This window comes from Natrinema sp. CRL1, from assembly GCF_059162405.1.
In genome coordinates this window covers 1069707-1095014 of sequence record NZ_JBLVOY010000001.1, presented here as the reverse complement: position 1 = coordinate 1095014, position 25308 = coordinate 1069707, and the positions used below count along the sequence as shown (strand labels likewise).

At 64.9% G+C, this 25308-nt stretch carries 29 protein-coding genes; 16 read left to right on the top strand and 13 right to left on the bottom strand.

Going from position 1 to position 25308, the window contains the following annotated elements; translation table 11 throughout:
- Nucleotides 1-834: 834 nt before the first annotated feature.
- Nucleotides 835-1467 (bottom strand): metal-dependent hydrolase, encoded by a 633-nt coding sequence (locus ACJYUO_RS05690; protein ID WP_494344409.1) that lies wholly within the window; start codon nucleotides 1465-1467, stop codon nucleotides 835-837.
- Nucleotides 1468-1688: 221 nt separating this feature from the next.
- On the opposite strand from ACJYUO_RS05690, the gene ACJYUO_RS05685 reads away from it, so the two are divergent.
- The 4 genes from ACJYUO_RS05685 (at nucleotide 1689) to ACJYUO_RS05670 (ending at nucleotide 4031) form a co-directional block, all read left to right on the top strand.
- The gene (locus ACJYUO_RS05685; protein ID WP_494344408.1) at nucleotides 1689-1910 is read left to right on the top strand and encodes a hypothetical protein; all 222 of its coding nucleotides are present in this window, start codon (nucleotides 1689-1691) and stop codon (nucleotides 1908-1910) included.
- Between the two features lie 43 nt (nucleotides 1911-1953).
- Nucleotides 1954-3249: a histidinol dehydrogenase gene (hisD, locus tag ACJYUO_RS05680; RefSeq protein ID WP_494344407.1), complete on the top strand. Its 1296-nt coding sequence runs from the start codon at nucleotides 1954-1956 to the stop codon at nucleotides 3247-3249.
- Nucleotides 3250-3338: 89 nt separating this feature from the next.
- Nucleotides 3339-3560 (top strand): hypothetical protein, encoded by a 222-nt coding sequence (locus tag ACJYUO_RS05675; protein WP_494344406.1) that lies wholly within the window; start codon nucleotides 3339-3341, stop codon nucleotides 3558-3560.
- Between the two features lie 96 nt (nucleotides 3561-3656).
- Complete coding sequence (locus ACJYUO_RS05670) at nucleotides 3657-4031, top strand: HesB/IscA family protein (RefSeq protein ID WP_138245200.1); 375 nt, start codon at nucleotides 3657-3659, stop codon at nucleotides 4029-4031.
- A gap of 145 nt (nucleotides 4032-4176) precedes the next feature.
- On the opposite strand, the gene ACJYUO_RS05665 is transcribed toward ACJYUO_RS05670, so the two are convergent.
- The 4 genes from ACJYUO_RS05665 to ACJYUO_RS05650 form a co-directional block, all read right to left on the bottom strand.
- Nucleotides 4177-4377 carry a dodecin gene (locus tag ACJYUO_RS05665; RefSeq protein ID WP_006180927.1) on the bottom strand — a complete coding sequence of 67 codons (201 nt, stop codon included), beginning with the start codon at nucleotides 4375-4377 and terminating at the stop codon, nucleotides 4177-4179.
- Nucleotides 4378-4463: 86 nt separating this feature from the next.
- The gene (locus ACJYUO_RS05660) at nucleotides 4464-5123 is read right to left on the bottom strand and encodes a DUF2238 domain-containing protein (RefSeq protein WP_494344405.1); all 660 of its coding nucleotides are present in this window, start codon (nucleotides 5121-5123) and stop codon (nucleotides 4464-4466) included.
- A complete protein-coding gene (locus ACJYUO_RS05655) occupies nucleotides 5116-5733 on the bottom strand; it encodes a hypothetical protein (RefSeq protein WP_494344404.1) in 618 nt (205 codons plus the stop codon). Before ACJYUO_RS05655 ends, ACJYUO_RS05660 begins: the two co-directional genes overlap by 8 nt.
- Nucleotides 5734-5817: 84 nt before the next feature.
- On the bottom strand, nucleotides 5818-6813 hold the full coding sequence (locus tag ACJYUO_RS05650) for a metal-dependent hydrolase (RefSeq protein WP_494344403.1): 996 nt from the start codon (nucleotides 6811-6813) through the stop codon (nucleotides 5818-5820).
- A 137-nt stretch (nucleotides 6814-6950) separates the two neighbouring features.
- Here ACJYUO_RS05650 and ACJYUO_RS05645 point away from each other — a divergent pair, with 137 nt between their 5' ends.
- Nucleotides 6951-8162 carry a pyridoxal-phosphate-dependent aminotransferase family protein gene (locus tag ACJYUO_RS05645; protein WP_494344402.1) on the top strand — a complete coding sequence of 404 codons (1212 nt, stop codon included), beginning with the start codon at nucleotides 6951-6953 and terminating at the stop codon, nucleotides 8160-8162.
- Nucleotides 8163-8219: 57 nt separating this feature from the next.
- Here the strand turns inward: ACJYUO_RS05645 and ACJYUO_RS05640 are convergent, their stop codons facing one another.
- Nucleotides 8220-8528 carry a DUF7116 family protein gene (locus ACJYUO_RS05640; RefSeq protein WP_494344439.1) on the bottom strand — a complete coding sequence of 103 codons (309 nt, stop codon included), beginning with the start codon at nucleotides 8526-8528 and terminating at the stop codon, nucleotides 8220-8222.
- 209 nt (nucleotides 8529-8737) lie between these two features.
- Nucleotides 8738-8977, bottom strand: a complete 240-nt coding sequence (locus ACJYUO_RS05635; protein ID WP_006430164.1) for a DUF5816 domain-containing protein — start codon at nucleotides 8975-8977, stop codon at nucleotides 8738-8740.
- 192 nt (nucleotides 8978-9169) lie between these two features.
- Here ACJYUO_RS05635 and ACJYUO_RS05630 point away from each other — a divergent pair, with 192 nt between their 5' ends.
- Nucleotides 9170-9580 (top strand): universal stress protein, encoded by a 411-nt coding sequence (locus ACJYUO_RS05630; protein ID WP_494344401.1) that lies wholly within the window; start codon nucleotides 9170-9172, stop codon nucleotides 9578-9580.
- A gap of 29 nt (nucleotides 9581-9609) precedes the next feature.
- Here the strand turns inward: ACJYUO_RS05630 and ACJYUO_RS05625 are convergent, their stop codons facing one another.
- Nucleotides 9610-10053 (bottom strand): universal stress protein, encoded by a 444-nt coding sequence (locus ACJYUO_RS05625; RefSeq protein WP_494344400.1) that lies wholly within the window; start codon nucleotides 10051-10053, stop codon nucleotides 9610-9612.
- A 159-nt stretch (nucleotides 10054-10212) separates the two neighbouring features.
- Entirely contained in the window at nucleotides 10213-11223 is a 1011-nt protein-coding gene (locus tag ACJYUO_RS05620; protein ID WP_494344399.1) for a mechanosensitive ion channel family protein, read from the bottom strand.
- Nucleotides 11224-11363: 140 nt separating this feature from the next.
- Between ACJYUO_RS05620 and trmB the strand changes: the two genes are divergently transcribed.
- From trmB to ACJYUO_RS05580, 8 genes are all read left to right on the top strand, one after another.
- Nucleotides 11364-12431, top strand: a complete 1068-nt coding sequence (trmB, locus tag ACJYUO_RS05615) for an HTH-type sugar sensing transcriptional regulator TrmB (protein ID WP_006430160.1) — start codon at nucleotides 11364-11366, stop codon at nucleotides 12429-12431.
- 277 nt (nucleotides 12432-12708) lie between these two features.
- Nucleotides 12709-14175: an extracellular solute-binding protein gene (locus tag ACJYUO_RS05610; protein WP_494344398.1), complete on the top strand. Its 1467-nt coding sequence runs from the start codon at nucleotides 12709-12711 to the stop codon at nucleotides 14173-14175.
- Nucleotides 14165-15253, top strand: coding sequence for a carbohydrate ABC transporter permease (locus ACJYUO_RS05605; protein WP_494344397.1), 1089 nt, complete (start codon nucleotides 14165-14167; stop codon nucleotides 15251-15253). The genes ACJYUO_RS05610 and ACJYUO_RS05605 overlap by 11 nt, the downstream gene beginning before the upstream one ends.
- The gene (locus tag ACJYUO_RS05600) at nucleotides 15253-16287 is read left to right on the top strand and encodes a carbohydrate ABC transporter permease (RefSeq protein ID WP_494344396.1); all 1035 of its coding nucleotides are present in this window, start codon (nucleotides 15253-15255) and stop codon (nucleotides 16285-16287) included. Before ACJYUO_RS05605 ends, ACJYUO_RS05600 begins: the two co-directional genes overlap by 1 nt.
- A 6-nt stretch (nucleotides 16288-16293) precedes the next feature.
- The gene (locus ACJYUO_RS05595; RefSeq protein ID WP_494344395.1) at nucleotides 16294-17481 is read left to right on the top strand and encodes an ABC transporter ATP-binding protein; all 1188 of its coding nucleotides are present in this window, start codon (nucleotides 16294-16296) and stop codon (nucleotides 17479-17481) included.
- Nucleotides 17482-17641: 160 nt separating this feature from the next.
- Nucleotides 17642-18709: a Gfo/Idh/MocA family protein gene (locus ACJYUO_RS05590; protein ID WP_494344394.1), complete on the top strand. Its 1068-nt coding sequence runs from the start codon at nucleotides 17642-17644 to the stop codon at nucleotides 18707-18709.
- A gap of 94 nt (nucleotides 18710-18803) precedes the next feature.
- Complete coding sequence (locus tag ACJYUO_RS05585) at nucleotides 18804-19049, top strand: DUF7127 family protein (RefSeq protein WP_494344393.1); 246 nt, start codon at nucleotides 18804-18806, stop codon at nucleotides 19047-19049.
- A gap of 144 nt (nucleotides 19050-19193) precedes the next feature.
- Nucleotides 19194-20162, top strand: coding sequence for a sugar phosphate isomerase/epimerase family protein (locus tag ACJYUO_RS05580; RefSeq protein WP_494344392.1), 969 nt, complete (start codon nucleotides 19194-19196; stop codon nucleotides 20160-20162).
- A 36-nt stretch (nucleotides 20163-20198) separates the two neighbouring features.
- Here ACJYUO_RS05580 and ACJYUO_RS05575 read toward each other — a convergent pair whose 3' ends face one another.
- Both ACJYUO_RS05575 and ACJYUO_RS05570 read right to left on the bottom strand, forming a co-directional pair.
- A complete protein-coding gene (locus tag ACJYUO_RS05575) occupies nucleotides 20199-20474 on the bottom strand; it encodes a HalOD1 output domain-containing protein (RefSeq protein ID WP_494344391.1) in 276 nt (91 codons plus the stop codon).
- Nucleotides 20475-20639: 165 nt separating this feature from the next.
- The gene (locus tag ACJYUO_RS05570; RefSeq protein WP_494344390.1) at nucleotides 20640-22046 is read right to left on the bottom strand and encodes a cryptochrome/photolyase family protein; all 1407 of its coding nucleotides are present in this window, start codon (nucleotides 22044-22046) and stop codon (nucleotides 20640-20642) included.
- A 312-nt stretch (nucleotides 22047-22358) separates the two neighbouring features.
- On the opposite strand from ACJYUO_RS05570, the gene ACJYUO_RS05565 reads away from it, so the two are divergent.
- Nucleotides 22359-23519 (top strand): tubulin/FtsZ family protein, encoded by a 1161-nt coding sequence (locus ACJYUO_RS05565; protein WP_494344389.1) that lies wholly within the window; start codon nucleotides 22359-22361, stop codon nucleotides 23517-23519.
- Nucleotides 23520-23663: 144 nt separating this feature from the next.
- Here ACJYUO_RS05565 and ACJYUO_RS05560 read toward each other — a convergent pair whose 3' ends face one another.
- Entirely contained in the window at nucleotides 23664-24104 is a 441-nt protein-coding gene (locus ACJYUO_RS05560; RefSeq protein ID WP_494344388.1) for a hypothetical protein, read from the bottom strand.
- A 272-nt stretch (nucleotides 24105-24376) separates the two neighbouring features.
- Between ACJYUO_RS05560 and ACJYUO_RS05555 the strand changes: the two genes are divergently transcribed.
- Nucleotides 24377-24562 carry a hypothetical protein gene (locus tag ACJYUO_RS05555; protein ID WP_494344387.1) on the top strand — a complete coding sequence of 62 codons (186 nt, stop codon included), beginning with the start codon at nucleotides 24377-24379 and terminating at the stop codon, nucleotides 24560-24562.
- Nucleotides 24563-24599: 37 nt separating this feature from the next.
- On the opposite strand, the gene ACJYUO_RS05550 is transcribed toward ACJYUO_RS05555, so the two are convergent.
- The gene (locus ACJYUO_RS05550; RefSeq protein ID WP_494344386.1) at nucleotides 24600-25307 is read right to left on the bottom strand and encodes a 6-hydroxymethylpterin diphosphokinase MptE-like protein; all 708 of its coding nucleotides are present in this window, start codon (nucleotides 25305-25307) and stop codon (nucleotides 24600-24602) included.
- Nucleotide 25308: the final 1 nt, after the last annotated feature.

The following is a 25308-nucleotide window of genomic DNA, read 5'->3' as shown; positions in this document are numbered from 1 at the left end:
CGAGCGGGCGTCACCGAACTACCAAGGCTAACATCAGATCCCATCTGTACGGCGGACCGCAGGGGTGGAATCCTCATCTCGTGCGGATGTATTCGTAGGCCGTCTGGGGTACATAACCCCTTCGGACCGGAACCATCCGGGATGACGGGACGAGTTGAACGTCCCGTCGATCACATCTTCTTTCGCGTCTGTATCCAACTGCCCTCGTACATATAAGGGCGTCGGATCAAGACCACGCCGAAAACCGCATCCGGCGAGGACTTTCGCGTGATTCACAGTACGAGCCCAGATCATATAAGGGCATCGTACTGCAACGCCGTCGTCCGGCGTCGGTCACGACGATCCGAGTACCCTCGAGAGAGGATATCCGAACCGAATCGGGTCCTCGACGAGAGATGGATACAGTGCCTACCCCCGCGCCGGGTTGCGGCCGGAGGGAACGTGGCGGCGAGCGCCACGTCGTTCGCATTACTGTCGAAAGCCGGGTGAACACATAAGGCCGTCGTCTCGGCTGCGCATTGCTCTACGTTGGGCATTCACGTGAGGGTGAGCTCCTACACGATGACCACGAGTGGGTGCTGTCGTCAGAGTGTGCTCGAGCGGGACGCTCGAGCGCTACCAGCCGCTGATAGAAAGTCCCGTGCGCAGCTGTCCTCTTCGTTCGACGTTTTCGGTGCCACCATGGATGAAAAGAGACGGGTAAAACGAGGTTCCGGATTCGCGAGACGAAGCTAACCCCGGACGACTCGTAACTGCCGGGCCCCAATGAGCAAAACGACGTCTGCTGGCTCTCAATGGGTGGATGGGTGAGAAGGGTGTAGCGAACTCGCTGTCCTATCGTCGATTCGGCTCGTTCTCCCTCGAGGCGGTCGTCTCTCGTCCCAATAGTCCACTGATGGCTTGGTGACTCACTTGCAGGCACTCACGGAGGACCGGTGCTCCATCGAGGAGCCAGACCAGCGCGGTGAAGCCGGCGAGGCCGATCTGGATCCACAGGTACGTCGAGAGGTTTCCCGCGACGATGTCGTCGGCGTAGCGGCCGAACAGCAACAAAAAGGCCTCGATGACCCCGGGCCCGGGCGGCTGTCCCTCGACCGTTTCGATCGGCCAGAGCGCGAGTTCGATCAGGAGATAGCCCTGCCGGAACGCGGTATCAGCGATGTCGGCGGGGATGTGCGACAGGTATCCCAGTCCGAAGGCGAGGCCCGCTCGCGGCCGTGCGCCCGCGTGTGCGATCGTTCCGATGAGGATCACCAGCGGGACTGCGAAAAAGATCGAGTGACCGATCCCGTAGCCGACGTCGAAGACGCCATACTCCCACGCGAGCGGCTTGTCGATCAGGTCGGGGAGGACGGCAGCGAAGACGACGGCGAATGCCTCGAGGCCGCCCGGCGACTCGCGGAAAACGGTGTGACAGCAAAGCGAGTAGGCAAGATAACCGACGATAGCGTGTTCCCACGGCCACATACTCGAAGACTCCGGCGTCGGACGAATAGTTATGACTTGCTTGCACCGTCGACAGCGGAACAGACCGGCCTCTCGGTCTCTGATCGCTATCTCTGTGCCCGGTAGCAATCGATTACACCACGGTTTCGACGGTCGTCGGTCGTTGCACAGTCGGGGACGGCAATCGATACCGGCGAGGCGACGACCGACACGACTTATGTACCGTAGTCGTAGGAGTAGCCATGGATCGATCGGGATTCGTCAAGCTCGCGGTCATCGCGTTCGCGCTCGTGATCGTGAGCTTCTTCGTACGCGGGATCGGCCGGATCGTTCTCGGGACGGAAACCGCAGAGATGCTGCAGGCACCGCTTGCGGTCATCGGCTTCGCACTGCTCGTCTACCTGTTCGTCAGGGCGACCCTCGACGCCGCCGGGATCTGGAACGTCGAGGACCCCGATACGTGAGCGGAAGGAAACCGTTTTTCGCCCGCCGCTCGAATCTCGAGGCATGACAATCGACGTGCAGACGATCGCCGACCTCGGGCCGGACGACCGCGTGGCCTTCTTCGAGCGCGACGCCGGCATCGAGGCGGTGCGAGGAGACGTTCGCGAGATCGTCGACCGCGTCCGCAAGGAGGGCGACGTCGCCGTCCGCGAGTTCACGAGCGAGTTCGACGACGTCGAGGTCGGGAACCTCGAGATCACCGACGAGTGCGAGCGGGCCTACGAGGAGATCGACGCCGAGATCCGGGACGCAATCGAGACGGCCGCGGTGAACGTCCGCGAGTTCCACGAGGCCCAACTCCCCGAGGATTGGCGGCGGGAGTTCGAGACGGGACGGGAACTCGGCCGCCGCTTTCGGCCGCTCGAGCGCGTCGGCGTTTACGTCCCCGGCGGCTCGGCGGCCTATCCCTCGAGTGCGATCATGGGCGTCGTGCCGGCGGTCGTGGCTGGCGTCGACCACGTTTCGGTCGTCACGCCGCCGGCCGAGGAGCTGAATCCGGTGACGCTGGCGGCGATCCACGCCGCGGGCGCGGACGCGGTCTTCAGCGTCGGCGGCGCGCAGGCGATTTCGGGACTGGCCTACGGTACCGAGACGATCACCCGCGTTCAGAAGATCGTCGGCCCCGGAAACAAGTGGGTAACCGCGGCCAAGGCCGAGGTTCGAGGTGACGTCGAGATCGATTTCCTCGCGGGACCGAGCGAAGTGGTCGTCGTCGCCGACGAGAGCGCGGCCCCCGACCTCGTCGCGTCGGAACTCGTCGCGCAGGCCGAACACGACCCCAACGCGTCGGTCGTGGCTGTCACCGACGACGAAGACACCGCAAAGGCCGTGGCCGCAGCCGTCGACGAACAGGCAAGCGCACGCGAGCGCGAAGACGTGATCCGGGAGGCGCTCGCGAACGACGCGAGCGGCGTCCTCCGCGCTCGGTCGATGAGCGAGGCGATCCTCTTCACCGAGGAATACGCGCCGGAGCACCTCTCGATCATCGCCGACGACGATGAGTCGATCCTCGCGCGCATCGACAGCGCGGGCAGCGTCTTCCTCGGGCCGAACACTCCCGTTGCGGCCGGCGATTACGCCAGCGGAACCAACCACGTCCTGCCGACCAACGGCGGCGCGCGCGTCGCCGGCGGGCTGTCGGTCGAGACGTTCCTCCGATCGACGACGGTCCAGCGCCTTTCGAACGAGGGACTCGCCGATTTAGGCGAGACGATTACCACGCTCGCGGACGCCGAAGGACTCGAGGCCCACGCCGAGAGCGTTCGAACCCGACTCGGGGACGGAACGGGACAGCAGTAATCACCAACGAAACCGTCATTCGCCGGCAGTTTCAGGTTCCGGAGTCGCGAATTGGTTTTACGTAGCTGGAGGACGCAGTGACTACTGAGATGGAACCGCGTGTCGACCCGATGGACCGGCGCGTCCTCGAGCGCAACTACGACTACGCACAGCGGAACGTGCGGCTCCTCTCGATGTGGTACGACTGCGACCTCGAGCGGATGCTCGAACTCCTCGCGAAACACGACATCGAGCTTTCGCGAAACGACGAACAGCAGTTCGGGACGTATTACCGGTCGCGTCGCGGCCGCTCGAGTTGCTACGGCGAGTGAATCTACGCGGCCGAGACGGCGTGTAACCGGATTCAGCTAGTCCGTTCGGGACCGAATGGCGTCACAGTTAACATCGTCGCGCCGAAATGAGTGGGTATGAGCACGGACAGTATGGATGGCGGGGAGGCTGACACGCGTCCGAAGATCGAAGTCACCGAAGACGCGGCCGAGCAGGCGCTGTCCCTGCTCGAGGGCGAGAATCTCGACGTAACGGAGGCCGGCCTGCGGCTGTTCGTCCAGCAGGGCGGCTGTGCCGGTCTCTCCTACGGAATGCGGTTCGACGACGAGCCCGACGAGGACGACACCATCTACGAGCACCACGATCTGCGGGTGTTCGTCGATCCGGCGAGCTTGAAGTACATCGAGGGCAGCGTTCTCGATTACGAGGACGGCCTGCAGGCCGAAGGGTTCCACGTGGACAACCCGAACGTCGTCAGCGAGTGTGGCTGCGGCGAATCGTTCCGAACGTAACGCGCCGAAGGCTCGGGCGCGCCTCACCGCCGTCGCCGTCATCGGTTTTCGCTGTTGTGGCTCGTCACTCCGTAGTCACGACTCGCGAGCGACGGGTTCGAAAAAGTTGAGCCGTGGGTCTCGAGTCGACACGGAGACCGTTTGCCTACTCCTCGAGTTCGAAGGCGACGGTGACCTCGGCTTGGTACTCCCGGTCGTCGGCGCTGGCGACTTCGACACCCAGTTCGTCGACTTCGATCCACTGGACGTTCTGGAGGGTCGCTTCCGCGCGGTCGATGGCGTCGTCGGCCGCGGCGTCGAAGCTTTCGGGACTGGTACCGATGAGCGTGATCTTCTTGAATACCATGGCTCCCGATCCTACGTACTGTGGGAACGTAAAACACGGCGTCCGTTCGGGCCGAAATCGCGACGATTGCCCACGAGACGTGACGATCAGTCGGACCGCGTCTCGAGACGATCCCGGATCGCACCGGTGACGTCGGTAAGGTAGGCACCGCCCCACAGCGCCACGACGAGGCCACCGATCGAGTTGAAGACGAAATCGAGCATCGTGTCGGCGAGTCCGTACTGTGTGAGCACCGCCCTGATCCCCAGTGCCTGCGCCGACAGCGCGATGGCGAACTCGAGGATCTCCCAGAGGACGCCGAAGGCGATGACGAACAGGAGGATGAACACCGCGATGAACTTCCCCGGGAGGTGGACGCCATCGGCGTGTTCGTCGAACGCGCGGACCGTGGCGTACCCCACGCCGGCGACCAGCGACGCCGACAGCGCGTGGGTCATGTGATCCCACCACCAGACCTGACTGTAGAGCGTTCGGGTGGCACCCGGCATGCCGACGGTTCCGAACGCGTGGAGGAAGACGGCGGTGGTGATCCAGAGGGTGAGCCGCGGATCCATCGGAATCTCGTAGTCGCGCTCGAGGATCGGGGGGAGTTGGGTGACGGCCAGCGCCACCGCGGTGTTGATCACGATCCCGCCGTTGCCGCGCTCGATGCCGACGAACAGCATGCCGATCAGTCCGATCTCCATGAGGTAGGTGAGTTGGCGCTGGCGGTGCTGGGACGGGAGTCGGCTCGCGAGGTTACGCATCGTCCACCTCCGCGGGCGGCTGGATGTCCTCGGGAAGACGGTGTTCGGGGCGGACGAACCGTCTGAAGTACAGTTCGAAGACTACGCCGGCGCCGAGCCCAGCGAGGGCGGAGTAGACGAACTCCCACATCACCGCGTCGTGATCGGCCGTAAACGGGATGCCGAGCAGCTGGGCGGCGCTCCACCGCAGCAGCGCCCACAGCCCCGCGGCGGCCGTCGTCGTCACGACGACGAAAACGATGGCGAAGCCGGGGGTCATCTCCACGGGCGTAAACGACTGCAGTTCGACGGCGAGGACGAGCGCGATGGCCGCGACCGAGAGGTACGACGCGAAGTGGCCGGTCAATCGGCTCGCGCCGATGGCCATGCCGAGTACGGGCAGCGCGGCCAACAACAGCACTTCCCAGGGAAGCATCGCCAGCGACGACCGGAAGGCGATCGGCGGGAGCAACGCGAGGGCGACGAGGACAGCCGCGAACGTCGCCCACAGAACGCCACCGGTTACGAGTTCGCCGACGCCGATAGCCGCGATCGCGACGACCAAGAGCCACGCGACCGCCGCGTTCGTTCGGCCGTCGGCGATCAGTTCCTCGAGTGAAGTCTGAGACACAGTGACTGGTATCGCCCGTTCTCACTAAAACGTATGTAGTCGACGGATGAGATACCGCTGTCGCCGACCGAAACGCGCCGCCGCTCACGCGGGAACGACGAACAGGTAGACCAGGGCGTACGCCGCGAGCGCGACGGTCACGGCAGTCACCGCGGTGAGCGCGACCTCGAGCGTCGAGTCGATCGACGGACGCGGGAGCGTTCGGGACCACAAGTCGGGGTAGGTCGGCGCGGATGGCCCTCGAACGACACCACAGAGGAGGCCGACCCCGAGGATGGAGAAGACGAAGTGATAGGAGACCTCGAGGGTCGGCGGCGTCACCGCGAGCGCGGCGACCCCGTAAGCCGCGCCGACCGCGGCTCGGCGGTCGACGACCGCGGGAAGCGACCGGTCGGTGAGCCGGCAAATCGTGACGAGCGCGAGCCAGATCGCGGCGAGTTCGATCGCGAACGCGCCGAGCAGGTGCAGCGTCGGGTCGGCGTGGAGAACGACCCGCGACTCGAGGACGGGCGAGGGGAATGGGAAGAACAGTTCCGGCGGCGAACCGGTGACGAGATCGCCCCACGGATGCGACCAGAGCCCCCAGAGCGCCGCGACGCCGACCGTCGCCGGCGACACACTCGAGCGACGGGCGATCAGACGAGCGATAACACTGCCGCTGATGATGAACAGACTCGTAACGAGTGCGGCGATAGGGCCGCCCCAGACGAACGCGATGGCGACGAGCGCCACGAGGACGGCGACCCCGACGGATCGAACGAGCCGTGTTCGACGGGAGTAGCCGCGGACACCGAGCAGGCCGAACGCCGGCGCAGCGATCGCGCCGACGACCAGCGAGTGGGTGACCGAGCGGTGGACGCCCCGGCTGGCGTCCCAGAACGCCGTCGACGCGCCGAGCGCGCCGTCGCCGGCCTGCCACTCGAGGAGGCCGACGAGGGCGTACGTAACGTCGATATCCGGAATCGTCGCGAACGCGCCCGCGATGGCTCCGACAAGAAGCGCCTGTCGGCGCTCCCAGCCGCGCCAGTCGGCGACCAGTGCTGCGAGGGCGAACGCGAGCAGGGCGTGACCAATAAACACGACGTATCGGCTACGTGATGGGTGGTCTTATACTGATCGCTGCCTCGAGTGAGTGTACCACACAGTCGGCGGCAGTCGCGGGCCGATACTTCGCCGCTGCCGGTAGGTCTTTGCGAGTGGCACTCGAGCACACGCCCATGGCACAGGAAGCGCCGAACGAGACGGCTCGCGCGCCATCCGTTGGCGAACTCACTCCGCCGGACCGAACCCTGATGGGGCCCGGTCCGAGCGACGTGAATCCGCGCGTGCTTCGGGCGATGAGCACGCCGCTCGTCGGGCATCTCGACCCCTCGTTCATCGAGATCATGGACGAGGTCCAAGAGTTGCTGCGGTATACCTTCCGGACGGACAACCAGTGGACGATCCCCGTCTCGGGGACCGGATCGGCGGCGATGGAGGCCGCGATCGGAAATGTCGTCGAACCCGGCGACACGATGCTCGTCCCGACGAACGGCTACTTCGGCGGCCGGATGACCTCGATGGCCGAACGCGCAGGCGGCGAGGTCGTCGAGATCGACGCGCCGTGGGGCGAACCGCTCGACCCCGACGATGTCGCGGACGCGCTGGCCGAACACGACCCCGACGTCTTCGGCTTCGTCCACGCGGAGACGAGCACGGGCGTCCTCCAGCCCGACGTGCCGGAACTGACCGCCGCGGCCCACGACCACGACGCGCTCGTCATCGCCGACACCGTCACCTCGCTGGGCGGCGTGGAGTTGCGAGTCGACGAGTGGGACATCGACGTGGCCTACTCCGGTCCGCAGAAGTGTCTCTCCTGTCCACCGGGCGCGAGTCCGCTGACCCTCTCGGACGAGGCCATGGAAAAGGTCCTCTCCCGAGAGGAGGACCCGCGCTCGTGGTATCTCGACCTCTCCCTGCTCGAGGGCTACTGGGGCGACGAACGGGCCTACCACCATACCGCGCCGATCACGAACGTCTACGCGATCCGTGAGGCCCTGCGACTGGTCGCGGAGGAGGGAATCGAAGACCGCTGGGCGCGCCACGAGCGACTTGCCGGCGCGCTGAAAGCCGGCATGGAGGCGATGGGTCTCGAGATGAACGCCCCTGACGAGTACTGGCTGCCGAGTCTCAACGCCGTCCGCGTCCCCGACGGCATCGACGACGGCGAAGTCTGTGACGCCCTGATCGACCAGTACGACCTCGAGATCGCCGGCGGGCTGGGAGACCTCGCCGGTGAGATCTTCCGGATCGGCTGTATGGGCCACTCCGCACGACCCGAGAACGTCATCTACGTGGTGACGGCACTTGGTGATGTCCTCGAGTCGATGGGCGCGGCTGTCGATCCGGGTGCCGGTGTGACTGCGACGCGACGCGCGCTCGAAAAATAAGGAATTGCCGCGACGGCCGATTTTGGGGCCGTCCGTTCGACGCCGTTCGACGCTGTTCTACGCTGTTACTCGTGGTCCTGGTGGTGCTCGTTCGACCTGATAGTCCTCGCCGTCGACGACCATAATCGCCCACTCGTAGTTCGGATTCGCGTGTTCGAGTCGCGCCTCGAGGTCGTCGGCGTCGTCCGGTTCGGCGACGAAACAGTGGAACTGTCCCGACGCCGACGACGGGAGTTCGCCCGTCTCGAGGACGGTGTTGACGTGGACGACTTTCCATGCTCGTTCGGCACGGAACTCGGGGCCGTTGCCTTCGACGGTGTAGCCCAGCTCAGCGAAGATCGACCTGGCCTGCTCGACGAGTCGCATGTTAACAGGACCCATTCACTACGACCTATGTCGGCATCCACCATAAATGTTAGTACGTGACGAGAATATCGGGTTACGCCTCACTGATCGAGACCTATCCGTGGCTTTCGATCCGTCAATATCCGCTCAAAACGGGAAACCGACCAGTAATCGTCTCTTATGCTCTGTCCGATCAATGGGCGCGGAGTGGGGTCGAGGGGCCGACAGGCTCACTCGTGGGCGGCGTCCCACTCGGTGGGCTTGCGGAAGTTACCACACCGGTTGCACTTGATTCGGCCCATCGAGTCCATCGCGTTATCCAGACTCTCGCAGTTCGTACAGAACCAGCCGTATCGGCGCTCCGCGTCGGAGGATTCGAAGGCGACGAGAAACGCCCCCTTCGATCCCCTGTCGCCGTCCGTCTCCGAAATGTAGACGGTTTCGCCGTCGTCGGTCGACAAGGTTTGCATGCTGGCCGTTCGTACGCTCGCTCCCGGTAAATGACTGTCTGTCCGGGTCGGATTCGCCGCCACGAGCAGCAAACTGTACCGATGACACCGATCGAATTCGACCAGTGGTACTGGTAACCATATGAGACAAGTTCGCAGGGTAGACTGTCCGTACTGAAAGGTTTACCCGGCCGGAAAACGTTCGAACGGCTAATGTCGTTGGTCGTGGTTCCCGTTCGGTATCCGTTGTCAAAGCACTCGCGGCGAACGCTCGAGCAGGCTATCGAGGTCGCTCGCGAGCGCGAGGCAGCGTTGACGGTCCTCCACGTCGACCTCTACCAGAACGGGAAGAAAGTGACGCGTATCGACCTGAAAAATGCCGTCGAAAACGCGTTCGGCCGCCTCGAGCGGGCTCGCTACGTCGTCCGAACCGGCTTTCTCGTCGAGGAGAGCATCCTCGACGAAGTCGCCGCGGAGCGGGCCGACGCCGTCGTTATTGGCAGCAAGCAGGCGAGTCGTCTGCGGCGGATCTTCCAGCGCTTTACAGATAACCCGGATATCGACAGCTACCTGCGGAGCCACCTCGACTGCGAGGTCATCACGGTCGAAAGCGCACGCGCGTAGTCTCTGGGCGTTTCGGCTCCCCGTTCTACTTACTCGGTTTCGCCCGCGTTGCGGACGACGAACACCGGGATCGAGGCGTTGTCGACCACTCGCTCCGAGACGCTTCCCAGCGAGGTTACCTTCTCTCGCGGGCTCTTGCCCCGCGTCCCGATGACGACCAGGTCGATTCCCTGCTCGTCGGCGTACTCGAGGATCGCTTTCGAGGGAGTCCCCCGTCGCACGTCGCCGACGGTCTCGAGGCCCTCGGCCGCCGCCCGCTCCTCGACGGTGGCGACGGCCTCCCGGCCCTCGTCCTCGAGCGAGCGCTCGAGGTCGGTACTGGTGTCTTCGTCGGCGGCGGCGGTGACGCGACTGTCGACGACGTACAGCGCGTGGACCGTCGCATCGTTGTCCGCGGCGATCGACAAGCCGTGGGCGAGCGTCTCGGGCACCGTCTCGCTGCCGTCCGTGGGAATGAGAATGTCGTCGTACATCTGTCGGCTGACTTCGAATTGAATCGGCGGTGGCATAAAACACCCCCACGAAATCGGACGCGATCGAACTCGAGCCACGGTGTTCGAGGGGACCGTTCGATCGGGAGGAGATAGCCGTCCGCAGACAGTCGTCATCGGACGGCCGTCACCGGGTCGCCGTCAGCGATCGGCCGGATCGGTGGGGCTCTCGCTCGGATCTACCCGGTCGCCTGGCTCGACGGGCGAGCCCGCCGCCGGTCGCTCGAAGCCGGAGTCGTCGACGGACACCCGTGCGACGCCGCTCGAGTCGTCGAAGACGTGGTGGCGACGCGGGTAGGCGAACTCGACGTCGAGGTCCGCGAACCGCTCGCCGATAGCCGTTTGGACCGCAGATCGGACGACTACCTGCTTGTAGGGGTGGTTCATCCAGAAGTAGACCTCGAGGAGGACCCCGTTATCGCCGTACTCGTTGATGACGCAGTTCGGTGCCGCGGCGTATCGCGCGCTCCCGATCCGGATATCTGGGCCACCGGAGATAACGTTATCGACGCCTCGAGCGGCCCGCTCGGCGGCCTGTCGAGCGGCCTCAAGGTCGCTGTCGTAGGTGACTTCGAAGGCGACCGAGATCCGCGTGCGTTCGTCCTCCGCGGAGTAGTTGATAACGTCGCGCGAGTGAATCTCGGAGTTGGGGATGACGATAAAGGAGTTCTGCAGCGTGAAGATCTTGGTGTAGCGGATCGTGATGTCCTCGACGAACCCGCGGTGGCCGGCGTCGGTGACTTCGATCATGTCGCCGATCTCGTAGGGGCGATCGGCCAGCACGTAGAGGCCGTTGATGAGACTGCCCACGAGCGGCGCGAGGACGATCGCGATCACGGCGGAGATGACGGTCACTGACAGGAGAATCTGGGTGCTGCCGACTCCGATGATCCCGGCGGCGACGGTCCCGGCCCAGACGAGGACGGTCACTTTGATCCCGCGCAAGACGGTTCTGGTGACACTCGGCCGCTCGATCCGGCGAGCGACCGTGCGGCCGGCGAGCCGAACGGCGAGTTTCGAGAGGTACCAGCCGACGACGAGGACGACGAGTGCGAGGACGATTTCGACCGCCTGTTGGGGGACCCACGTTGGAAGTTCATTCGTGATGTCCTCGGCGATCGAGCGTCCGTCCGATTGGAGGACCCCGCGCATACCAACAGGCTCAGGCCCGGTGTGGTTAAGAGTTCTGACCGTCAGGCTCAGGCACCGATACCGAAAACAACCTGATTTCGAAAACGCGTGCTACTCGATGTATAATAAATCATTTAGCGGTCGGGGGCATACGGTCCCATATGGCACCAGACGAACTTCGCTCGACCGTCGAACGCGTCGGTGATCGGTTCAATCTCGGCGAGTACGAGATCGACGCCTACCTCACCGTGTTAGAGCAGGGCCAGCTCACGGCGAGCGAGATCGCGGACCGAACGGATATTCCCCAGCCGCGAGTCTACGACACCGTCCGCAGTCTGAGCGACCGCGGACTGGTCGAACTGCGCGAGTCCCGCCCAATGAAGGTCGTGGCGATCGATCCCGGCGAGGCTTTCGACGACGTCCAGACCTCCTTCGAGCAGATGATCTCCGAACTCGAGGCCCGGTATACCGCGCCGGCTCGCGATACGGAGGCCGTCTCGCTGGTCAAATCGCGGTCGACGATCCTGCGCTACTTGGAGGAGGTCATCGACGCCGCGGAGTTCGAACTCTCCCTGTCGCTGACACCGGACCTGCTGACCCGGTTCGAGGCGGAGCTTCGCGCAGCCGTCGAGGCCGGCGTGAGCGTCGACCTGATCGTGACGCCGGCGACGGAGGCACCCGACCCGTCGGAGTTCGAATACGGCGAGGTCGCGTCGACGGCCCGCGCCCGGCGGGGGATCACGACGCCGGTCATCGCCGTCGCCGACGGTAACTACTCGGTCTACGCCACCCAAGACGCGCTGCGCGACGATCAGGACCGATACGGCGTCATCTTCAACCGATCGGCGCTCGGCTTTCTCATCTCCGGCTTCTTCGGGACCGTCCTCTGGACGACCGCCGAGCAACTGCTCGGCGAGGACGACACCGCCCGGACCTACCCCCGGAAGTACGCGTCTATCCGGCGTTGCGTGAAAGACCTCCTTGACGAGGGCGGCGAGTTTTACGCGACGATCGACGGCCGGGACGTCGAGGTCGGCGGCCAGCGGATCGTCCGCGGGCGCGTCCGCGACATCTCCTTCGAGGTCAGCGAGGAAGTCGCCAGCCTGACTATCGAAACCGAGGACGGCGAGGACGTCTCCGTCGGCGGTCGCGTCGCCGCCCTCGAGGATGTCGAAGCCCACGAGATCCGCATCGGTCGGAACGAACCGCCGGCACTCGAGGACGACTGATCGCCGCGTCGGAACCGCTCGCCGGAAGGGCACTCGTTCGAAACGCCCGTTCTCATTCGAGCCGTCGAATCGTAGGCCGTCGGCCGGCAGCTGCCGGCCGCGATCGGCAATCAGCAATTAGCGACGTGTTCACACATCTTACCGTGTGCGAGCCGACGGCACGCTTCGCCGCGCTCGGCGATGGGTGACCGTAACCGAAACGATAGTCGAACAGTCACATTTTATTACCACATTTATAGATAACAATTAAGGCAGAGAACGTGGTCCGTTGCTGCGCATGGAACGCGATACCGCCGGCCGACACGACCGCTCCCGTCTCAGACGGCGGTCGTTCCTGAAAGCTGCATCGGCGTCGACAGCGGGAGCGGTCGCCGTCACCGGCTGTCTCGGTCGGGGTCGCGAACCGGGGACCATCGTGATGACCGCTGCCACGGACATCGAGGGGATCATGCACAGCGACGGCGACGACCCCTCGATTCAGCAGGCACTCTGGGATGCCGGCCTCGACGAGGACATCAGCGTCGAGATCCAGACGGTCGTCAGCGACTCCGCACAGCGGATGCAAGACGCACAAGCGACCCTGCAGGCCGGGCGCGCTCCGCCCGATATCCACATGATGGACAGCGGGTGGACGATCCCGTTTATCCTGCGCGAACAGACCCTCAATCTGAGCGAAGCGCTCCCCGACGACGTCGTCAACACCGTCGAGGACACCTACCTCGAGGCGATCCTCGAGACGGCCCAACATCCACAGACGGGGGACATCCACGCGATTCCGCTGTTCCCGGACTTCGGGATCATGCTGTACCGGCAGGATCTCATCGAGGACGCCGGCCACGACACCAGCGGATGGGGGAGCGAGCCGCCCTCGTGGGAGACGTTCGCGACGGCAGTCGACGACGCGATGGGCCAGTCCGACGTCAACTACGGGTTCACGACGCAGGCGGCTGCCTACGAGGGACTGGCCTGTTGTTCGTTCAACGAGGTGATGACGACGTGGGGCGGCGCATACTTCGGTGGCACCGAGAATCTGTTCACCGCCGGCGACCGTCCGATCACCGTCGACGAGCAGTCGACGATCGACTCGATCCGGATGATGCGTGCGTTCATCGACGGCGACGACCCGAACGGGCTCGATGGCTTCCCCGAAATTTGTCCGTCAGCTATCGTACAGTGGACCGAACAGGAATCGCTCAACCCATTCGCGGACGGCAACGCCATCGCCAACCGCAACTGGCCGTTCGCGATCGCCGAGACCGGCGGCGAGGACGGGTTCGGCGAAGACCTTGGCGTCATGACCCGACCCAGCGCGATTTCGCAAGACGAGGCCGAATACGAGGGCGTCGGCGGCACCGCCGCGGCGCTTGGCGGGTGGAACCTCGCCGTGAGCCCGTTTACGGAGCGCCGCGAGGAGGCCCTGCAAGTCCTCGAGGCGTTTACCGCCGAGGAGGTTCAACTCACGATCTTCGAACTGGGCGGGTTCCTGCCGCCGAACATCGACCTGATCACCGAAGCCGATCCCGACGAGATCGGGCCGTCCGCGCGGTACACGGAGCAGCTCCAAGCGGCCGGCGAAAACGCGATTCCACGGCCGGTGACCGATCTCTGGCCCGAGCAGTCGGCGCTGATCTATCAGGAGGTCAACGCGGCCTACCGCGGAGAAAAAGCCCCCGACACCGCGATGAACGACCTCGCGGAGCGACTCGAGCGAAGCGAAGCGGAGGTATCCGAGAATGACGACTGATCCCGACACCGAGACCGAAACCGAGATCGCGCCGTCGCTCGTTACCGACGGTGGCGCGATGGCCGGCGAGACCGGAACGGGCCGGGAGCGCGACCGGGACCGAACCGGCAACGCCGCCGTCAACTGGATGGAAAACCTGAGTGAAGGGGCCTACGCCTATCTCCTGTTGCTCCCGGCGTTTGCGCTGCTCGCGCTGATCGCGTTCTACCCGTTGCTCCGGACGTTCGTCATGTCGCTGCGCGCCGACGAAACGCGCGGGATGGAGCCCCTCGGGCAGTTCGTCGGGATCGACAACTACGTCGACATCCTCACCGGGAACGCGAGACTCGCCCGGCAGTTCCTCGATGTCTCGGTATCGGGGTCGTTCCCGTTCCTCGAGTTCGGCGTCCCGTTCTTCCAGCAGGCGCTGTTCGTCACGCTCGCGTTCGCGGTCATCAGCGTCGTCGTCGAGACGGTGATCGGCTTCGGGCAGGCCTACGTGCTCGATCAGGACTTCCGGGGCCGGCGATGGGTCCGCGTGGCAATCATCCTCCCATGGGCGGTGCCGATCGTGATTCAGGGAATGATTTTCTTCCTGATGTTCCAGCCGACGGTCGGCTTCGGCACCGACATCATGCAGTGGCTCGGGATCTTCAGTTCGGCCCCGCTTGCGAACAGCCGGGACGCGTTCATCATCATCCTCGTGGCCGACATCTGGAAATCGTCGGCGTTCATGGCCTTACTGATCCTCGCAGGGCTCCAGAGCGTCGACCGGAGCCTGTACGATGTCGCGCGCGTGGCCGGGGCCTCACCGTGGCAGCGGTTCAAACTGATCACGCTCCCGCTCGTGATGCCGGCCCTGCTGGTCGCGATGTTGTTCCGAACGATGGACGCGATGCGGGTCTTCGGGCTGATCGAATCGACCGCCGGTTGTACGACCGTCCCGTCGCTGACCTGCCTCGTCGTCGAGGCGATGTTCGGCGGCACGCGCATCTACGCGACGGCCGCCGCCGTGGCGTTCGCGACGGCGCTCGTGATCGGCCTGATAATCGGCGGCTACGTGGTCCTGTTCCGCGACACCGAGGGAGGAATGTACTGATGACCGATCCGAGAGACTCCACCGATCCGACCGACGCTGGCGATATCGAGACCGAACCACCCCGTGACCCGACGCTCCGCCAACCCGACGGCGGCACGGCGATCCTCGAGGACGACCGCGACGCGGAGCTCGACCGCGGTCCACTCCAGCAGTGGGTCGCCGATTCCATCTCCCACCCCGAACGGGTCTACCGGGCGATGTTCTACGTCGCTGCGATTTTCTTCCTGTTCACGACGCTGTTCCCGTTCTACTGGCTGTTGATGGTCGCGCTAACGCCAGAAGGCCAACTTCAGGACATCATCTTTACGCCCAACGGCTTCAATCCGGGTGCGTTCGTCGAGGTCTTCGAGGTCATCCCCTTCCACGTCTACATGTTCAACAGCTTCGTGATCGCGCTGGCCTCGACGGTCGTCGTCCTCGTCGTCGCCAGCCTCGCGGGCTACGCTTTCGGCCGCCTCGAGTTCCCCGGCCGGACGCCGCTCATGTTGCTCGTACTGGTGATTTCGTTCTTCCCGCCGGCGGCGTTCTTCATCCCGCTGAACGACCTGTTTAACACCTCGTTTTTCTTCCTCGAGCCGATCACCGGCGACGGCACCCTCTACAACACGCCGTTCGCGCTCGTGACCCCGCTGTCGGCCATCTTCATGCCGCTGGCGATATTCATCCTCACGACGTTCTATTCCCAGATTCCGGACGGATTAGAGGACGCGGCTCGCGTCGAAGGGACGACCCGACTGGGCGCGCTGTTCCGGGTCATCATCCCGCTGTCGGCACCCGGCGTCGCGACCGCGGGCGTGTTGACCTTCATCGCCGTCTACAACGAGTTCTTCTTCTCGTTTCTGATGACCGACGGGCAACCCGAGAACTGGGCCCCTATCCTCGACGGCATCCTCGCCTATCAGGGGCAGTACGAAGTGATGTACCACCTCATGGCCGCCGCGAGCATCCTCGGGGTGATCCCCGTCGCGATCCTCGTGGTCATCGCACAGGAAAAGATCGTCAGCGGACTGACCGCAGGCGCACTCAAAGAGTAAACCACAATGGCACGAGTACGACTCGAAAACGTCACGAAACGCTACGGAGAAGAGACCGCGGTCGACGACATCAGTATCGAGGTCCACGACGGCGAGTTCGTCACGCTGGTCGGCCCCTCGGGCTGTGGAAAGTCCACGACGATGGAGACGGTCGCGGGGTTGACCCAGCCCACCGAGGGCCGGGTGTACATCGGCGACGACGATGTGACGACCCTCGCACCCAAAGACCGGGGCGTCGCGATGGTCTTCCAGAATATCGCGCTGTTCCCGCACATGGACGTCTACGAGAACATCTCCTTCGGGCTCCGCCTCCGGAAATACGACGACGAGGAGGTCAGACGCCGCGTCGAGCAGGCGGCGGACATCGTCCAACTCGAGGGAATGCTAGACCGGATGCCCGAGGAGATGTCCGGCGGCCAGCAACAGCGGGTCGGGATCGCCCGGGCGATCGTTCGCAATCCGGACGTGTTCCTGATGGACGAGCCGCTGGCGAACTTAGACGCGAAGCTGCGGGTCCACATGCGGACGGAGCTCCAGCGGCTCCACCGGGAGCTCGACGCGACGGTCATCTACGTCACCCACGACCAGGCCGAGGCGATGACGATGTCGAACCGGATCGCGGTCTTGAACGACGGCAAACTCCAGCAGATCGCGCCGCCGCTGGTCTGTTACAACGAGCCCGCAAACCTGTTCGTCGCGGGCTTTATCGGCTCTCCGTCGATGAACTTCGCCGAAGGCCAACTGGTCGAGAACGGCCTCGAGACGAACAATTTCACCGTGACCTTCGATCCGACCCAGGTGCCGGGGGTCACTGTCGGCGACGACGTAACGCTCGGAATTCGACCCGAGGACGTCCATCTGTCGCGATTCGCCGAGACGATCGGCTCGCCGACGGATCCGATCGGGGCTCGAACCGACGTCTTGGAGCCGATGGGCGACGAGGTCTTCGTCTACATCTTGCTCTCCGAGGCCGCGACGGGGTCGATGGATCAAGACCCCGCCACGGCGGCGAACCAGTTGCTGATGAGCGTTACCCCCGACACGGACATCGAGGCGAACCAGGAGATCAACGTCGTCCTCGATCGATCGAAGATCCACCTCTTCGAAACGGCCACCGGCGACGCGCTGGTCCACGGGATCACCGACCTCTCGGAGCAAGAACCCGGCACGGCGCCGACGGAAGCCGACAGCTGAGTCGCCACGCCGCTCGAGCGCTCGAGTCCTCTCTCGAGTCGCCCCGCCCGCCTCGTTTGGCGACGGACGGAAGTTGCTCGAGTCAAAGGATTCGATATAGCGGTCACGGGTGTATCAGTCGGAAACGAAACGGCCCCGGCAGTTCCAGACTCACAGGGAAATGACAGTGAACCGATCCGAAATCGAAACCGGAATCGTTGGCCTCGGCAACATCGGCCAGTACCACGCCGAGCGGCTCGTCGACCTCGGCGTAACGCTCGCCGGTGGGATGGACGTCGCCGCCGAGGCACGAACGCGCTTTGCCCGACGGTACGACGTCGACGTCTACGACGACCACCGGGAACTCTACGACACCGTCGACGCCGTCATCATCACGACGCCCAACAAGTACCACGAGGAGTACGCGCTCGACGCCTTCGAGCGGGGGTTACACGTCCTGCTCGAGAAACCGCTCGGGCACTCGATCGAGAGCGCCGAGCGGATCGCCGAGGCGGCGGATGCGTCGGACGGCTACGCGATGGTGGGGTTCAACAATCGGTTCGCGAACACCGTCCGGATCGTGCGAAACCGGATCGAACGGGGCGACCTCGGCGACGTCTCTCACGTCGAGGCGAACTACGTCCGGCGGCGCGGTATCCCGGGCCGGGGCTCGTGGTTCACCCGCCGGCAGATCGCCGGCGGCGGCGCGCTGATCGACCTCGGCGTCCACGCCATCGATCTCGCGCTCTACCTGCTCGACTACCCCGAGGTCGAAGAGGTAAGCGGCGTCGCCCGCAGCGAGTTCGGCTCCCGTGAGGAGTACGCCTACCTCGACATGTGGGCCGACGACGCGGGCCCCGCCGGGTTCGACGTCGACGACTCCGCCAGCGCCTTCATCCGCTGTGCCGGCAACCAAACCATCTCGCTCGAGGTGGCGTGGGCGACCAACCGGCCGGCGACCCACGAGTTCGTCGCCCGCGGCACCGAGTCGGCCGCCCGATTCGACCTCCTCGAGGGTGATCTCACCTTTCACTCGGCGAGCAATATCGGGCCCGACCACCTCGAGGACACGTCGATCGAAACGAAACAGAACGACACCCACTCCGACGAGCAACGGGAGTTCTTCGACCGGATTGCCGGCGAGGAGGATCGCGGCAACAGCGTCAACGAGGCGCTGACGGTCCAGCGGGTCATCGACGGGATCTACCGCTCGAGCGACGAGGGTCACACTGTTTCGATCACCGAGTAAGAGCGCCAACGGATCGGCTGCTGCCGGGCCACCGCGTCTCGAGCGGGCAATCGCGCGCACGACGTTTACGGCGGGGAGTCACGAACGTCCGACCATGGAAACACCGCCAGAACTGCGACACGCGGCCGGCGACGAGGACGATATCACGATCAGCAACCGCGAGTACGAAGACGAGAGCATCATCGCGGTCGACTTCGGCCCCACCGGCGAGAAGCCGACGGTCGACGTCGTCGACGAGACGGCGATCGTCACCGTCGGCGAGAACCAGTTCGAGTTCGATGTCCCAGCGGGAGCGACCGAAATCACCGTCAACGACGGCATTCTGACGATCAGGGGCTGACGGTCCCTCGAGCGCGGTCGGCTCGAGTGTCCCACACTCGACGGCCTCGAGTCCGAACCCGACGAACCCCGACCGGCGCTCGATGACTCATCATTAGCGAACGCACCCCGCGTCTTTACTTGCCCGGCTGTGGACGCTGTTGCCATGGAGATCGGTGTCCACACCCCGCCGCTAGCCGACGAACCGCTCGAAAGCGCGCTGCCTTATCTCGACGGGCTCGGCGTCGACGCGATCGAACCCGGCGTCGGCGGGCATCCGGGACAGGACCACCTCGAGCGATCCGAGCACCTCGACAACGAGAGCGAGCAGGCCGAACTCCACGATCTGCTCGAGGAGTACGACATGGAGATCAGCGCGCTCGCGATCCACAACAACCCGCTCCATCCCGACGAGGAACGAGCCGAGACGGCCGATACCGAACTCCGCGAGGCGATCCGGCTGGCGTCCCAACTCGAGGTCGGAACCGTCACCTGCTTCTCGGGGCTGCCCGCGGGCGGACCGAACGACGAGGTGCCGAACTGGATCACCGCGCCGTGGCCGCCGGAACACGCGGACGCGCTCGAGTACCAGTGGGAGCGGGCGATCGACTACTGGGGCGAAATCGCTGACCTCGCCGCCGAACAGGAGGTCGATATCGCCATCGAGATGCATCCGAACATGCTGGTCTACGAGCCCCACGGGATGGCGGGGCTGCGCGAGGAAACCGGCGAGCGAATCGGCGCGAACTTCGACCCCTCGCATCTCTATTGGCAGGGGATCACGATCACCGACGCGATCCGGTATCTCGGCGAGCGAGACGCAATCCATCACGTCCACGCCAAGGACACCAAGATCTACGACGCACAGGCCCGCGAGAAAGGCGTCTTGGATACGACCGCCTACGACGACGAGCAAAACCGCTCGTGGCTCTTCCGCTCCGTGGGGTACGGCCACGACGAAACCCACTGGAAGGACATCGTCTCGACGCTCCGGATGGTCGGCTACGACGGCGCGTTGAGCATCGAACACGAGGACTCGCTGACCAGTCCGCGCGAGGGACTCGAGAAGGCGATCGATCTGCTCGAGCGGGCGGTCTTCGAGACCCAGCCCGGCGAGGCCTACTGGGCCGAGTGAGCCGACCGTCGGCTTCCCGACGAGTCGGTGGCCCGGTCACAGGAGGGGATGTACCTCGATGTCGCTTCCGGGGCGGACGACGACCTCGTACCCCTCGTACTCGAGGCGGACCACCACGCCGCTGGCGGTCCCGGTAGTGGTGTGGAACAGTTCGTCGAGCGCCTCCGGGTTGACGACCGTAAACAGCGAGTCGTAGGCCGGCGGCTCGACGTCGGTGACGTCGACGCCCTCCTCGGCGGCGATCGCCTCGATGATTGCCTGGGTTGGCGGCACCTCCCCATCGGGCGACGACGTGTTGTCCGAAGTGGACATACCGCTATCTAGGATAGTCTAGCAAATAAGGGTGATGGCAAATATAATGAACATATTCGCACGCGTAATCTCAGGGGCCAGAATCGATTACTGCACGGGTAGCAACGGATATCGAACCCCTCGTCTCGGTCGACGCGACGACCGGGCCGGCGTTCGGACGCGCCACTAGGATCCCTCGCCGCGTGCGCGTTCGAACATCGCGATGGCCTGCTCCCGGCGGGTGCCGTGGTCGACGATCGGGGCCGGGTACTCCGGGGCGATCCGCTCTCGGTCGTCGTCGGGCAGTTCGTGCCAGTCGTGGATCTCTTCGGCGGTCGCGTCGGCGAGTTCGGGCACGTACTCGCGGATGTACTCGGCCTCGGGGTCGTACTCCCGGCCCTGTTTCATCGGGTTGAACACCCGGAAGTACGGCTGTGCGTCGGTCCCCGTCGAGGACGCCCACTGCCAGCCGCCGACGTCGTTGGCGGTGTCGTGATCCACCAGCGTCCGTCGGAACCAGTCGTAGCCGGCCCGCCAGTCGAGCAGGAGGTCCTTGGTCAGGAACGCGGCGACGAGCATCCGCACGCGGTTGTGCATCCACCCCTCGCGTCGGAGCTGGCGCATCCCGGCGTCGACGATCGGATACCCCGTCTCGCCGGCCTGCCAGGCCGCGAGCCCGTCGGGATCGTCGCGCCACTCGATCTCGTGCTCGTAGCCGCTGAAGTTCTCGGTGACCGTCTCGGGGTTGAACGCGAGGACGTGGGCGTAGAACTCCCGCCACGCGAGCTGGCGCTGAAACTCCCGAACGCTCTCGCGGTCGCCGTCGCCGTCGGCCCGCTCGGCGGCCCGTTCCGTCGCCGCGTACAGCTCCCGCGGACCGACCGTCCCCCACTTCAGATGCGGCGAGAGCCGGGAGGTCCCGCTCTCGGCAGGGAAATCCCGCTGCTCTGCATAGTCGTAGATCGGTCCCGAACAGAAGTCGGCGACCCGCTCTCGAGCCGCCGCCGTCGTCACCGTGGGTGGGGTCGCCGCCGGTTCGTCGAAGCCGAGGTCTGCAAGCGTCGGGATCGGATCGCCCGAGACGGTCGCGAGGTCGTCCGCGGCGGGTTCGGGTGCCGGATCACGCTTGTCTCGGTCGCGCCACTTCTTCCAGAAGTAAGAAAAGACCGAGTAGTGCTCGCCCTGGTTCGGCGTGATCGAGCCCGGCTCGTGGTGGATGGCGTCGTGGACCGACTCCGCAGCGATGCTCTCCTCCTCGAGGGCCGCCCGGACGGCCCGGTCGCGCTCGCGTGCGAGTCCGCTGTAGTCTTCGTTCCAGACGACCCTCGTCGCGTCGTACTCGGCCGCGATCTCGGGAACGACGGCGCTTGCCTCACCGCGGACGACAAGCAGATCACTCCCCTGCTCTCGATACCACGACCGCAGCTCCTCGAGCGCCTCGAGCAGGCACGCGACCCGGACGGGCGAGGCGTGCTCGAGGACGGTCGGATCGAAGATGAAACACGGGACGAGAGGCTCGTCGGCAGCGGCAGCGCGTGCGAGCCCTCGATTGTCGGTCGCCCGGAGATCCCGGCGATGCCAGAAGACGTTCACGGTCGCAGTCGGGACTCCAACACCGAAAGAATGGGGATGCCGGCGAGTGAGAACGAACCGTGTCGCCGACAGGGAACCCAGCGACGGTCCCGCCGAACACTCACGAATCGATTACTGTGATCTATTGCTGAATGTACTCACTACCGAATAGTAACGATTCGATGAGTGTCTTTCCATCACGTATACGGCGACCATAACAATAGACGCGATCGTCGACCCTCGAGTCGTGGAACCCGTTCCAATCCCGGTCCGGTCGCCCGGTCCGCACCGATCGGTCGCGGTCGCGCCGGGGAACGGCCACGACAGACAGCTATGAAACTCGCACTCATCGGCTTCGGTCAGGCAGGCGGGAAGGTAGTCGACGAGTTCCTCGCGTTCGACGCCTCGATCGGTGGCGGCTTCATCGAATCGGCGATCGCGGTCAACTCGGCGACGACGGACCTCAAAGGACTCGAGAACGTATCGGAGACGAACCGCGTCCTCATCGGACAGGCCCGGGTAAAGGGCCACGGCGTCGGCGCGGACAACGAACTCGGCGCGGAAGTCGCCGAGGAGGACATCGACGAGATACAGGGCGCGATCGATCGGGTCCCGGTCCACGAGATCGACGCGTTCCTCATCGTCGCCGGCATGGGCGGCGGTACCGGGAGCGGCGGCGCGCCGGTCCTCGCGAAACACCTCCAGCGGATCTACACCCAGCCGGTCTACGGCCTCGGCATCCTCCCCGGGACCGACGAGGGCGGCATCTATACGCTCAACGCCGCCCGGTCGTTCCAGACGTTCGTCAACGAGGTCGACAACCTGCTCGTCTTCGACAACGACGTCTGGCGCAGCGCTGGCGAATCCGTCGAGGGCGGCTACGATCGCATCAACCGCGAAATAGTCGAGCGCTTCGGCCTCCTCTTTGCCGCCGGCGAGGTCGATCAGGGCGACCACGTCGCCGAGAGCGTCGTCGACTCGAGCGAGATCATCAACACCCTCTCGGGCGGGGGCGTCTCCACGATCGGCTACGCCAGCGAGGTCGTCGAGACCGACGACGGCCTGCTCTCCTCACTGACCGGCGACGACGGCTTCGACGAGGGCGCGGCGACGAACCGGATGACCAGCCTCGTCCGTAAGGCCACCCTCGGCCGCCTCACGCTGCCGTGTGACGTCGCCAGTACCGATCGGGGACTGGTCGTTGCCACCGGCCCACCGGGCCAGCTCAACCGCAAGGGCGTCGAGCGCGGCCGCCAATGGCTCGAGGACGAGACCGGAAGCATGGAAATCCGCGGCGGCGATTACCCGATCCCCCACCGGGACGAGGTCGGCGCGATCGCCCTGCTGTCGGGTGTCACGGACGTGCCGCGAATCGACCAGCTCCAGCAGGTCGCGATCGAGGCCCAGGAGACGACCGAAAACGTCCGCGCAACTGCCGAAGACGACTTCGCGTCGCTGATGGACACCGGCGGCGAACTCGACGCACTGTTTTAGACCCGCGGTTGACGTGTTCTTTGCCTCGGTGCCATCGAAACGGCCGGCCCATACCTCGCGATACCGAAACACGAGCACGCAGATGCTCGCGTATTCTGATGTGCCGAGACGCGGAGACGCGGACCGGGAAAACGGGATCTCGAGTCAGTTCCGCGTCTCGGACGGGCCGACGAGGGTGTCGACCGCCGAGCGGAATTCGGGACTCTCACGGTACCACAGCCAGCAGCCGACACCGGCGGTCAGTAGCGATCCCGCGATCAGTCCGAGTGTCGACATCAGAAACGCGGCCGACCCGTCGCCCGAGACGGCGAAGACGTTCGCTGGGTTATCGTGAATGAGAAAGAAGTACGTGACGAACCACGCGTTCGTGAGCATCGTCGAGACCAACACCGGCGCGCCGTACGCGTAGTTTCGCGCCCAGATCAACCCGATTGCGACCAGCGGGCCGACTAACCCGACGATAGCGATAAACGCCGGTTGGCCCTGTGTAAGCGGGACCGCGACCGTCGACTGGGCGAGGCCGAACAGCGCACAGAGCGCCAGATAGACGAGAAACGGCGTCGTGACGATGATTCGTTGATCCACGTCGTATCGTGGTGACCTGTTCGTCTTAACTGTTATTCCCAGCTACTCGAGGAAGCGCGGCGGTCTCGGTCGGCCGAGACGGAAACCGGTCGAACGAACAGCCGACGACCGACTCGAACAGCCCACGAACGGCAGCAAGCACGTGTCACACGGATATCGCGAGCGGGCACCGTGATTATAGGGTTCGATTACCACGGTCGCGAGTGATCAGCGCTCGTGTCAGTACTGATAACGAGACAATAACGAATTGTGATATTCCCAACTGAACGGCCATGAGGGGTCACACGAACGACACCACGTCGCAGTCGACGGTGCGGAAAGCGCTCGAGGCGGTTCTGTCCCGAGGGACCGATCGGACGATCATCGAGGAGTGCCGGCGGTGTGGCACGACCCTCGAGTCGACGACGGAATGTCCGTCCTGTGGCGGCGACGATATCGTCGAGTATCGGATTCAGTAAGCAATTCCATCGGATCCGGCAGCCGCCGACCGTCGGCTCACCGCGACTCGAGTGGAATCGGGCTCGTCTCGATGGCGTCCCGTCGCCCGTCGAGTACGCCAAAGCGCTCGCCGCGGCGCGACTCGAGCCAGTAGAGGAGCCGCTCGGCCCACTCGAGTTTGCGCGCTTTCAGCGGGTCGACCGCGGGGTCGTCGAAGTCCCACCCGACGAAAACCAGCCGGGCCGCGCCGAGGTGGTCGGCGAGAAACGCGGCTCGGTCGCCGTCGGTAAAGCCGCCGAGGTTGCAGACCGGCCCGCGCGGTGCGGCCTGCGTCGTCGGCAGCACCGACCCGTGATCGCAGTCGGGGACCACGTCGCGAATCGCTTCACGGTTGTCGCCGTGGGCGTGAACCGCGACCGGAACCCCTCGGTTCGTGAGCCGGACGACGGTCTCCGGGTTCTTGTCGAGGTCCGTCACCATGCAGTCGGCGTCGATTCCGTGGCTCGCGAGGGTATCGACCGCAGTCGAGGCGGCGACGACGGCGTCGGCCTCGCGGGCACGCTCGAGGTCGCCGTCGGTCTCGAGGGACGGCCCGGCACCCGCGACGGCGACGGTCGCGTCGGGATCGATCTTCAGGTCTGCGGGATCGAGCGAGTCCTCGAGTAGCGATGCGAGGAGGTCACGCCCCCGCTCGTCGCCGGCTCGATCGTAGCCGAAATCGCGGAGAATCGCCTCGTAGACCGGTTCCCACTCGTCGAACCTCATG

What these genes read in the sequence shown, in the direction of transcription:
- ACJYUO_RS05605 (WP_494344397.1), top strand. Translation starts at nt 14,165, where the DNA reads ATGACGACTGATCCCGACACCGAGACCGAAACCGAGATCGCGCCGTCG.
- ACJYUO_RS05550 (WP_494344386.1), bottom strand. Translation starts at nt 25,307, where the DNA reads ATGAGGTTCGACGAGTGGGAACCGGTCTACGAGGCGATTCTCCGCGAT.
- ACJYUO_RS05590 (WP_494344394.1), top strand. Translation starts at nt 17,642, where the DNA reads ATGACAGTGAACCGATCCGAAATCGAAACCGGAATCGTTGGCCTCGGC.
- hisD (WP_494344407.1), top strand. Translation starts at nt 1,954, where the DNA reads ATGACAATCGACGTGCAGACGATCGCCGACCTCGGGCCGGACGACCGC.
- ACJYUO_RS05580 (WP_494344392.1), top strand. Translation starts at nt 19,194, where the DNA reads ATGGAGATCGGTGTCCACACCCCGCCGCTAGCCGACGAACCGCTCGAA.
- ACJYUO_RS05645 (WP_494344402.1), top strand. Translation starts at nt 6,951, where the DNA reads ATGGCACAGGAAGCGCCGAACGAGACGGCTCGCGCGCCATCCGTTGGC.
- ACJYUO_RS05675 (WP_494344406.1), top strand. Translation starts at nt 3,339, where the DNA reads ATGGAACCGCGTGTCGACCCGATGGACCGGCGCGTCCTCGAGCGCAAC.
- ACJYUO_RS05640 (WP_494344439.1), bottom strand. Translation starts at nt 8,528, where the DNA reads ATGCGACTCGTCGAGCAGGCCAGGTCGATCTTCGCTGAGCTGGGCTAC.
- ACJYUO_RS05670 (WP_138245200.1), top strand. Translation starts at nt 3,657, where the DNA reads ATGAGCACGGACAGTATGGATGGCGGGGAGGCTGACACGCGTCCGAAG.
- ACJYUO_RS05575 (WP_494344391.1), bottom strand. Translation starts at nt 20,474, where the DNA reads ATGTCCACTTCGGACAACACGTCGTCGCCCGATGGGGAGGTGCCGCCA.
- ACJYUO_RS05595 (WP_494344395.1), top strand. Translation starts at nt 16,294, where the DNA reads ATGGCACGAGTACGACTCGAAAACGTCACGAAACGCTACGGAGAAGAG.
- ACJYUO_RS05660 (WP_494344405.1), bottom strand. Translation starts at nt 5,123, where the DNA reads ATGCGTAACCTCGCGAGCCGACTCCCGTCCCAGCACCGCCAGCGCCAA.
- ACJYUO_RS05555 (WP_494344387.1), top strand. Translation starts at nt 24,377, where the DNA reads ATGAGGGGTCACACGAACGACACCACGTCGCAGTCGACGGTGCGGAAA.
- ACJYUO_RS05685 (WP_494344408.1), top strand. Translation starts at nt 1,689, where the DNA reads ATGGATCGATCGGGATTCGTCAAGCTCGCGGTCATCGCGTTCGCGCTC.
- ACJYUO_RS05665 (WP_006180927.1), bottom strand. Translation starts at nt 4,377, where the DNA reads ATGGTATTCAAGAAGATCACGCTCATCGGTACCAGTCCCGAAAGCTTC.
- ACJYUO_RS05565 (WP_494344389.1), top strand. Translation starts at nt 22,359, where the DNA reads ATGAAACTCGCACTCATCGGCTTCGGTCAGGCAGGCGGGAAGGTAGTC.
- ACJYUO_RS05625 (WP_494344400.1), bottom strand. Translation starts at nt 10,053, where the DNA reads ATGTACGACGACATTCTCATTCCCACGGACGGCAGCGAGACGGTGCCC.
- ACJYUO_RS05630 (WP_494344401.1), top strand. Translation starts at nt 9,170, where the DNA reads ATGTCGTTGGTCGTGGTTCCCGTTCGGTATCCGTTGTCAAAGCACTCG.
- trmB (WP_006430160.1), top strand. Translation starts at nt 11,364, where the DNA reads ATGGCACCAGACGAACTTCGCTCGACCGTCGAACGCGTCGGTGATCGG.
- ACJYUO_RS05690 (WP_494344409.1), bottom strand. Translation starts at nt 1,467, where the DNA reads ATGTGGCCGTGGGAACACGCTATCGTCGGTTATCTTGCCTACTCGCTT.
- ACJYUO_RS05585 (WP_494344393.1), top strand. Translation starts at nt 18,804, where the DNA reads ATGGAAACACCGCCAGAACTGCGACACGCGGCCGGCGACGAGGACGAT.
- ACJYUO_RS05635 (WP_006430164.1), bottom strand. Translation starts at nt 8,977, where the DNA reads ATGCAAACCTTGTCGACCGACGACGGCGAAACCGTCTACATTTCGGAG.
- ACJYUO_RS05620 (WP_494344399.1), bottom strand. Translation starts at nt 11,223, where the DNA reads ATGCGCGGGGTCCTCCAATCGGACGGACGCTCGATCGCCGAGGACATC.
- ACJYUO_RS05600 (WP_494344396.1), top strand. Translation starts at nt 15,253, where the DNA reads ATGACCGATCCGAGAGACTCCACCGATCCGACCGACGCTGGCGATATC.
- ACJYUO_RS05610 (WP_494344398.1), top strand. Translation starts at nt 12,709, where the DNA reads ATGGAACGCGATACCGCCGGCCGACACGACCGCTCCCGTCTCAGACGG.